This is a genomic window from Pseudomonas sp. Pseusp11 (assembly GCF_047304405.1).
In the GTDB taxonomy this organism is placed as follows: Bacteria; Pseudomonadota; Gammaproteobacteria; order Pseudomonadales; family Pseudomonadaceae; genus Aquipseudomonas.
Genome location: NZ_JBGLZF010000006.1, coordinates 230,769 through 238,114 on the forward strand (window position 1 = coordinate 230,769; position 7,346 = coordinate 238,114).

Annotated in this window: 8 protein-coding genes; 5 read left to right on the forward strand and 3 right to left on the reverse strand. The window is 58.2% G+C overall.

Annotated features, from left to right (window positions below):
* Positions 1 to 8: 8 nt before the first annotated feature.
* From nuoM to ACCC96_RS07595, 5 genes are all read left to right on the forward strand, one after another.
* Complete coding sequence (gene nuoM, locus ACCC96_RS07575; protein WP_018925506.1) at positions 9 to 1,541, forward strand: NADH-quinone oxidoreductase subunit M; 1,533 nt, start codon at positions 9 to 11, stop codon at positions 1,539 to 1,541.
* Positions 1,542 to 1,548: 7 nt separating this feature from the next.
* Positions 1,549 to 3,012, forward strand: a complete 1,464-nt coding sequence (gene nuoN / locus ACCC96_RS07580) for an NADH-quinone oxidoreductase subunit NuoN (RefSeq protein WP_007940882.1) — start codon at positions 1,549 to 1,551, stop codon at positions 3,010 to 3,012.
* Between the two features lie 207 nt (positions 3,013 to 3,219).
* A complete protein-coding gene (locus ACCC96_RS07585) occupies positions 3,220 to 3,651 on the forward strand; it encodes a type II toxin-antitoxin system Phd/YefM family antitoxin (RefSeq protein ID WP_413695361.1) in 432 nt (143 codons plus the stop codon).
* A complete protein-coding gene (locus ACCC96_RS07590) occupies positions 3,648 to 4,025 on the forward strand; it encodes a type II toxin-antitoxin system VapC family toxin (RefSeq protein WP_413695362.1) in 378 nt (125 codons plus the stop codon). The genes ACCC96_RS07585 and ACCC96_RS07590 overlap by 4 nt, the downstream gene beginning before the upstream one ends.
* A gap of 170 nt (positions 4,026 to 4,195) precedes the next feature.
* On the forward strand, positions 4,196 to 5,521 hold the full coding sequence (locus tag ACCC96_RS07595) for an OprD family porin (protein WP_413695363.1): 1,326 nt from the start codon (positions 4,196 to 4,198) through the stop codon (positions 5,519 to 5,521).
* Between the two features lie 207 nt (positions 5,522 to 5,728).
* Here ACCC96_RS07595 and ACCC96_RS07600 read toward each other — a convergent pair whose 3' ends face one another.
* The 3 genes from ACCC96_RS07600 to ACCC96_RS07610 form a co-directional block, all read right to left on the reverse strand.
* A complete protein-coding gene (locus ACCC96_RS07600; protein ID WP_413695364.1) occupies positions 5,729 to 6,097 on the reverse strand; it encodes a DUF6124 family protein in 369 nt (122 codons plus the stop codon).
* 470 nt (positions 6,098 to 6,567) lie between these two features.
* On the reverse strand, positions 6,568 to 6,900 hold the full coding sequence (locus tag ACCC96_RS07605) for a DUF2790 domain-containing protein (RefSeq protein ID WP_413695365.1): 333 nt from the start codon (positions 6,898 to 6,900) through the stop codon (positions 6,568 to 6,570).
* Between the two features lie 79 nt (positions 6,901 to 6,979).
* Positions 6,980 to 7,180: a co-regulatory protein PtrA N-terminal domain-containing protein gene (locus ACCC96_RS07610; RefSeq protein WP_413695366.1), complete on the reverse strand. Its 201-nt coding sequence runs from the start codon at positions 7,178 to 7,180 to the stop codon at positions 6,980 to 6,982.
* Positions 7,181 to 7,346 lie beyond the last annotated feature (166 nt).

The following is a 7,346-nucleotide window of genomic DNA, read 5'->3' on the forward strand; positions in this document are numbered from 1 at the left end:
AGCCCGTCATGATTCTGCCATGGCTAATCCTGATCCCCTTCATCGGCGGCCTGCTGTGCTGGATGGGTGAGCGCTTCGGCGCCACCCTCCCCCGCTGGATTGCGCTGATCACCATGTCCCTGCTGCTCTCCCTCGGCCTCTGGCTGTGGGCCAACGGTGACTATTCATTTGCACCAAAACCTGGCGCCGATCCGACCTGGGCGCTTGAGTTCAAACACGTCTGGATCCAGCGCTTCGGCATCAACGTGCACCTGGCCCTCGACGGCCTGTCGCTGTTGATGATCCTGCTGACCGGCCTGCTGGGTGTCCTCTCGGTACTCTGCTCCTGGAAAGAGATTCAGCGTCATGTGGGCTTCTTCCACCTGAACCTGATGTGGATCCTGGGCGGTGTCGTTGGCGTGTTCCTCGCCCTCGACCTGTTCATGTTCTTCTTCTTCTGGGAAATGATGCTGGTGCCGATGTACTTCCTCATCGCGCTCTGGGGTCACAGTTCTTCGGACGGCAAGAAAACCCGGATCTACGCGGCGACCAAGTTCTTCATCTTCACTCAGGCTTCCGGCCTGATCATGTTGGTGGCGATCCTGGGCCTGGTACTGGTCAACTTCAACGACACCGGCGTGATTACCTTCAACTACGCCGATCTGTTGAAAACCAAGATGTCGCAGACCACCGAGTACATCCTGATGCTCGGCTTCTTCATCGCCTTCGCGGTCAAGCTGCCCGTCGTACCGTTCCACTCCTGGTTGCCTGACGCTCACGCCCAGGCACCGACTGCGGGCTCCGTGGACCTGGCCGGTATCTTGCTGAAGACTGCTGCGTACGGCCTGCTGCGTTTCGCCCTGCCGCTGTTCCCGAATGCCTCGGCCGAGTTCGCGCCGTTCGCCATGACCCTGGGTCTGATCGGGATCTTCTACGGTGCGTTCCTGGCCTTCGCGCAAACCGACATCAAGCGACTGATTGCCTTCTCGTCCGTTTCCCATATGGGCTTCGTGCTGATCGGCATCTACTCCGGCAGCCAACTGGCGCTGCAGGGCGCGGTCATGCAGATGCTGGCTCACGGTCTGTCGGCCGCGGCACTCTTTATCCTCTCCGGTCAGCTGTACGAGCGCACTCATACCCGCGATATGCGCGAGATGGGTGGCCTGTGGTCGAAGATTGCCTACCTGCCAGCCCTCAGCCTGTTCTTCGCAGCGGCGTCGCTGGGCCTGCCGGCGACCGGTAACTTCGTCGGTGAGTTCCTGATCCTGATCGGCACCTTCGCCAGCGCGCCATGGGTCACCGTGATCGCCACGTCCGGCCTGGTATTCGGCTCGGTCTACTCGCTGATCATGATCCACCGCGCCTACTTCGGCCCGTCGAAATCCGACGCGGTGCTGCATGGCATGGACGGTCGCGAACTGATCATGGTGGTTGGGCTTGCGGCACTGCTGCTTTACATCGGCGTGTACCCGCAACCGTTCCTCGATACCTCTGCCGCGACGATGCATGGCGTGCAGCAGTGGCTCGGCTCCGCCTTCACTCAACTCGCTTCGGCCCGGTAAGAGCGCTATGGAATTCACGACTCAACACTTTATCGCGCTTGCGCCGTTGTTGATCACCAGCGCCACGATCATCGTGGTGATGCTGGCTATCGCGTGGCGCCGCAACCACTCGCAAACCTTCCTGCTGTCGGTGGCAGGTCTTAACCTGGCCTTGCTGTCGATCCTGCCAGCCCTGAAAGTCGCGCCACTGGCCGTGACTCCACTGCTGCAGATCGACACTTTCGCTTGCCTGTACATGGCGCTGATCCTGGTCGCCACCCTCGCCTGTGTGACCCTCGCCCACGCCTACCTGGGCGATGGCGGTACGGGCTACCCGGGCAACCGTGAAGAACTTTACCTGCTGATCCTGATGTCCGCCGCCGGTGGCCTGGTGTTGGTCAGCGCGCAGCACCTGGCCGGTTTGTTCGTCGGTCTGGAACTGCTCTCGGTACCGGTCTACGGTTTGGTGGCTTACGCCTTCTTCAACAAGCGTTCGCTGGAAGCCGGCATCAAGTACATGGTGCTGTCGGCCGCCGGTTCCGCGTTCCTGTTGTTCGGCATGGCCCTGCTCTACGCCGAAGCCGGCAGCCTGAGCTTCAACGGCATCGGTCAGGCCCTGGCGGCCACCGGCCTGCCTAGCCCGATCGCGCAACTGGGCCTGGGCATGATGCTGATCGGCCTGGCGTTCAAACTGTCGCTGGTACCGTTCCACCTCTGGACCCCGGACGTTTACGAAGGGGCTCCGGCACCGGTGGCAGCGTTCCTGGCCACGGCCTCCAAAGTGGCTGTGTTCGCGGTGATGGTGCGTCTGTTCCAGATCTCGCCAGCGGCGAGCAGTGGCGTACTGAGCAACGTGCTGACCATCATCGCCATCGCGTCGATCCTGTTCGGTAACCTGCTGGCACTGACCCAGAGCAACCTCAAGCGTCTGCTGGGTTACTCCTCCATCGCGCACTTCGGTTACCTGCTGATCGCCCTGGTGGCGAGCAAGGGCCTGGCCGTGGAAGCCATCGGCGTGTACCTGGTCACCTACGTGATCACCAGCCTCGGCGCGTTCGGTGTGATCACCCTGATGTCCTCGCCGTACAGCGGCCGTGACGCGGATGCCTTGTACGAATACCGTGGCCTGTTCTGGCGCCGTCCGTACCTGACTGCCGTCCTGACCGTGATGATGCTGTCCCTGGCCGGTATCCCGCTGACCGCGGGCTTCATCGGCAAGTTCTACATCATCGCCACCGGCGTCGAGTCGCACCAATGGTGGCTGGTCGGCTCCCTGGTACTGGGCAGCGCCATCGGCGTCTTCTACTACCTGCGTGTGATGGTCACCCTGTACCTGATGGAACCAAACCTGCGTCGCCACGATGCGCAACTGCACTGGGAACAACGTGCAGGCGGCGTGATGCTGCTGGCGATCGCCGTACTGGCGTTCTTCCTCGGCCTGTACCCACAACCGCTGCTGAACCTGGTTCAACAATCGGGGTTGGCGGGTTGATCGCGTAGCGATACTCGGTAGAAAACAGAAACGGCACCTTCGGGTGCCGTTTTTGCGTTTGTGGGATTTGTTACCGCTGCCCTCCCCTCCTTCTGCAATCCCCGAAAGCTCGCGCGGGAATGTCCGTTTCGTCCTACATCCAGCGCTGCGCACTTGGCTCTATCTTGAATGACTGGCTGGATCGATAAATCAACGCGAGAAATAACAATGAACCGTGACATCTTTTCCGAACTGGTAGACGGCCTCGACGCCTTGGCCGCTGAGCGTCAAGGCAATGTCACGCTGCTGACCCATCGAGTGAAACGCTCCAAATCACCGCCCGTCCCACTTGAAGAATCGCGCATCTTTACCGCCTCCCAATATTCTGGCTATATTTGTCCAGAATATGGGAGAGAAACCATGATTGTCGTTCCGTTGGCCGAAGCAAAAAACAATCTGTCCAAACTCGTCGATGACGCAGCCGCCGGGCAGATCATCACGATTGCCAAACATGGTCGGGCCCTTGCGCGTCTGGTTCCGGTGGGAAAGCCCCGTGGCCAGCGTATCGGAGCGATGAAAGGCAAACTGGTGCTCCCCGAAGACTTTGATGCCTCACTGCCTGACGACATGCTCGATGCTTTTGAAGGCACTCAAGAATGAGGCTTCTGCTCGACACACATATTTTGCTCTGGACGCTCAGCGATGACCCCAGGCTATCCGGCAAAGCCAGAAAGCTCATTGAGAGCGCTGCCGACATTTACGTCAGCGCAGCGACATTCTGGGAGATGGCGATCAAGGTCGGGCTGGGAAAGCTGAACGTTGACCTGGAAGAAATCCGCCAGTGCTGCCTCGACAGCGGGTTCATCGAGCTGCCTGTGACCTCAGAACACGCCATTGCAGTGAAGGACCTCGAACATCACCATCGGGACCCGTTCGACCGCCTCATTATTGCAACAGCCATGACAGAACCCATGAAACTTCTCACCGCCGATCCATTGGTTGCCCGATACACGGATCTGGCTGTTTTGGTCTGATCGGGCAACACCAGACGCACATGACGAAATTGTAATTCCCCCATCACCTTGGCGTTATCCGCAGCCTGCAACGATGTCACCCGGCGACCATGCCGGCGGGCCCTTGCCCGTCGAACAATAAAACCCACGCCGAAGCACGTTCCCGTTCTGCCGAACCCAAGGAGTGATTGATGGTTAACAATACAAAAATGTCGATAGCCGCTTTAGCGGTGGTTGTCGGCTCCGGGCCGTCCATGGTGTTGGCGGAAGAAAAACCCGAGGGGTTTATCGAGGGCAGCAGCCTGACGGTGCTCAACCGCAACTTGTACTTCAATCGTGATCACCGTGACGGCCAGTCGAGTCCCACCGGCAATGGTTATTCCGAGGCTTGGGCTCACGCCGTTATCAGCAAGTTTGAATCAGGGTTTACACAGGGCACCGTCGGGGTCGGTGTGGATGCGTTTGCGATGATCGGCTTGAAACTCGATACCGGTGACGGGCGCAACGGTGGCCGTAGTTCTTTCGACGTGTTGCCGGTCGACAGCGATGGTCAGGCGCGGGATGAATACACCAAGGTCGGTGGCGCCGCCAAAGTGCGCGCCTTCGATACCGTGATCAAGGTCGGCGATGTGTTCCCCGCCAACCCGGTGGTTGCGGCGGGTGACTCCCGACTGTTGCCGGAAAGCTTCCGGGGTGTCACGGCCACCAACACCAGTATCGAAGGTCTGTCGGTACAGGGCGGTCGCCTGCATGCGATGAGCCAACCGGTGTCCAGCAACATGCGCGAAAACTTCGCGACCTTCTACGCCGGTCCAGTCAATTCGCCGTGGGTCGGCTATTTCGGTGGCGACTACACGCTGAACAAAAACCTCAGTTTCAGCCTGTATTCCAGTCGCCTCAAGGACGCCTGGAATCAGTACTACGCCGGCACCGCATGGACTTATCCGCTGTCGGACGACCTGTCGCTGTTCGGTGGCCTGAACTATTACAAGGCGGTCGACGAAGGCAAACAACTGCTCGGCGAATTCGACAACAACATCTGGAGCGGCCGTGTCGGAGTGAAACTCGGCGCCCACTCCGTTGCGTTATCGCACCAGCGCAACAACGGTAACGACGACTTCGATTACCTGCGCCAGTCCGACTCGATCTTCCTCGACAACTCCATCCAGTACAGCGACTTCAACTCGCCCAAGGAACGTTCGTGGATGGTGCGTTACGACCTCGACATGAACAGCTATGGCGTGCCGGGTTTGTCGTTCATGACCCGTTACGCCCGTGGCACCGACGCCGACTATTCCAACGCCAACGCCGTGTACATGCGCCGCGATGCCGACGGCAACCCGCTGACTGACCAGAAGCGCTGGGAGCGCGACATCGAAGTCAAATACGTGGTGCAGAGCGGCTCGCTGAAAGACATGTCTCTGCGTCTGCGCCAGGCCACCACCCGCGCCACGGCGTTTGAGTCGGATCTGGATGAAGTGCGGGTGATTGTCGAGTATCCGCTGGCGATTCTCTGACTTCGCGGCTAATGCAAATTCACCTTTAGAAGCTCCTTGCTCCTTTGGTAAGAGGTGAATCTTTTGGCGTCCTTCGGGGCGCCTTTTTTATGCGCGTAGATTGAGCACTGTAGGAGCTGCCGAAGGCTGCGATCTTTTGACTTTGATTTTAAAGATCAAAAGATCGCAGCCTTCGGCAGCTCCTACAGGGATTGCGTTGCGGGAGGGTTATTCAGCCGGCTCGACGTTATCCAACGCCTGATTTACCGCCAGCTCTCCCAACATCACCACTTGCGCAATGCCCAGCAAAGTCTTGCGGTGGGTGCCTTCCAGCAGTGCGGCGAAGTCACCGAGCATGACCGTGGCCGAGGACAATGATTCGCTGGCATTGGCCAGCAGGGATTCAGTGTCGGCTTTGGGATTGGCGAAATACATCTGGTTGGGGGTGTAGGGCGTGGCCATGACGTGGGCGGTGGGGTTCAGGTAGTAATCGAGCGCACGTTCGGCAGCTTCGTGGAGTTTTTTGGAGTCGATGGTGGCGTAGGGGGATGTTGGGTCGGCTTCTGTTTCGGGAGGATTTGGTGTTGGTTTTTTCATGATATTTCTCTCTCTTTGATAGTTGCAGCTGGCCCATTCGGTTTCCAAGCGAATGGGTGGCAGCTGTACGCAGGTTGGAAACCCGGGAGAGAGCAACCCGGCAGACACGAAGGTCTCCCGCGTACAGCCGCCATAACAGAGTGCACACCATGAAGGTGCGCAAGCATACGTTATGAAAGGCGCTTTTGTGCTCTCTTACCTCCGGGGTTTCCAAGCCCGGTCGCTGAATTTTCAGCGACGTACACAGGCTAGAGAGCGGACGTCCGACGGACAACCTGAAAACATTGTGGGAAGCTTCTGTACTTGCGCCACATCCGTTAAACATCCCGAATTGAAATACGCACTGTGTAGGAGCTGCCGAAGGCTGCGATCTTTTGATCTTGATCTTGATCTTGAAAAGCAAAATCAAAAGATCGCAGCCTTCGGCAGCTCCTACAGGGGGATTCGATGTCAGACAGATGGAAGCGGTGTCAGCTGCCGCCATTGCGGCAATCGCCTGCCACGTTGTATTTGATCGTGTTGAGTTGGCCCTTTGAATCTTCATAGGTCATGGCAGTAGGCACCACGGCACAAGCAACTTGCGGCCGCACAACGCTCACCACTTTCACCACATCCAGTTTCATCCCGTATTCGTAGTCTTTCACCACCGGCGCAGGTTTGCCCTGGTTGGCCGCGTACTGCTCCATGGCTTTGACGTTGGCACTGAGCGCCCTCTCAAACGTCCGGTCACCGCCGCCTTCTGCCAGCGCATTCAACGACATCGCCATCACACCGACGAACGCCATCAACTTAAAAACTTTCATATCCAATACCTTCAAATCCAGGCTCAAAAAAAAGCCCACCATCGGCATTCGATGACGGGCTAGTTCAAGTGCGACACGCTTACAAGTCTTTGGTCTTGTCGTCCTTCTTTTCATTCAACACGACGGGGTTACGCGCCTGTTCCTTGGCGACAAAGGCCTCCACCGAGCGGTCATTGGCCGCCATCATTTTCTCAAAGACTCTGTCGCCGCCACCTTCAGCCAAAACAACAGAAGACATCACCAACGCCGCTGCAAACGCACTCAGTTGTACAAGTTTCATGCTTGATTCCTCGTTTAATTAACTAACGAGGTCAAGGTAACAATCCGAACCTTTCATGACGGTGGCGCGCAAATTACATATCCGTTATGTAACCTGAAAGGCACCTGTGGCGGGGGGGGGGGGGGGGGGGGAGGGGGGGGGGGGGGGGCCGCCACGCACAAAACAA

What these genes read in the sequence shown, in the direction of transcription:
- ACCC96_RS07605 (WP_413695365.1), bottom strand. Translation starts at nt 6,900, where the DNA reads ATGAAAGTTTTTAAGTTGATGGCGTTCGTCGGTGTGATGGCGATGTCG.
- ACCC96_RS07610 (WP_413695366.1), bottom strand. Translation starts at nt 7,180, where the DNA reads ATGAAACTTGTACAACTGAGTGCGTTTGCAGCGGCGTTGGTGATGTCT.
- ACCC96_RS07595 (WP_413695363.1), top strand. Translation starts at nt 4,196, where the DNA reads ATGGTTAACAATACAAAAATGTCGATAGCCGCTTTAGCGGTGGTTGTC.
- nuoM (WP_018925506.1), top strand. Translation starts at nt 9, where the DNA reads ATGATTCTGCCATGGCTAATCCTGATCCCCTTCATCGGCGGCCTGCTG.
- ACCC96_RS07585 (WP_413695361.1), top strand. Translation starts at nt 3,220, where the DNA reads ATGAACCGTGACATCTTTTCCGAACTGGTAGACGGCCTCGACGCCTTG.
- nuoN (WP_007940882.1), top strand. Translation starts at nt 1,549, where the DNA reads ATGGAATTCACGACTCAACACTTTATCGCGCTTGCGCCGTTGTTGATC.
- ACCC96_RS07600 (WP_413695364.1), bottom strand. Translation starts at nt 6,097, where the DNA reads ATGAAAAAACCAACACCAAATCCTCCCGAAACAGAAGCCGACCCAACA.
- ACCC96_RS07590 (WP_413695362.1), top strand. Translation starts at nt 3,648, where the DNA reads ATGAGGCTTCTGCTCGACACACATATTTTGCTCTGGACGCTCAGCGAT.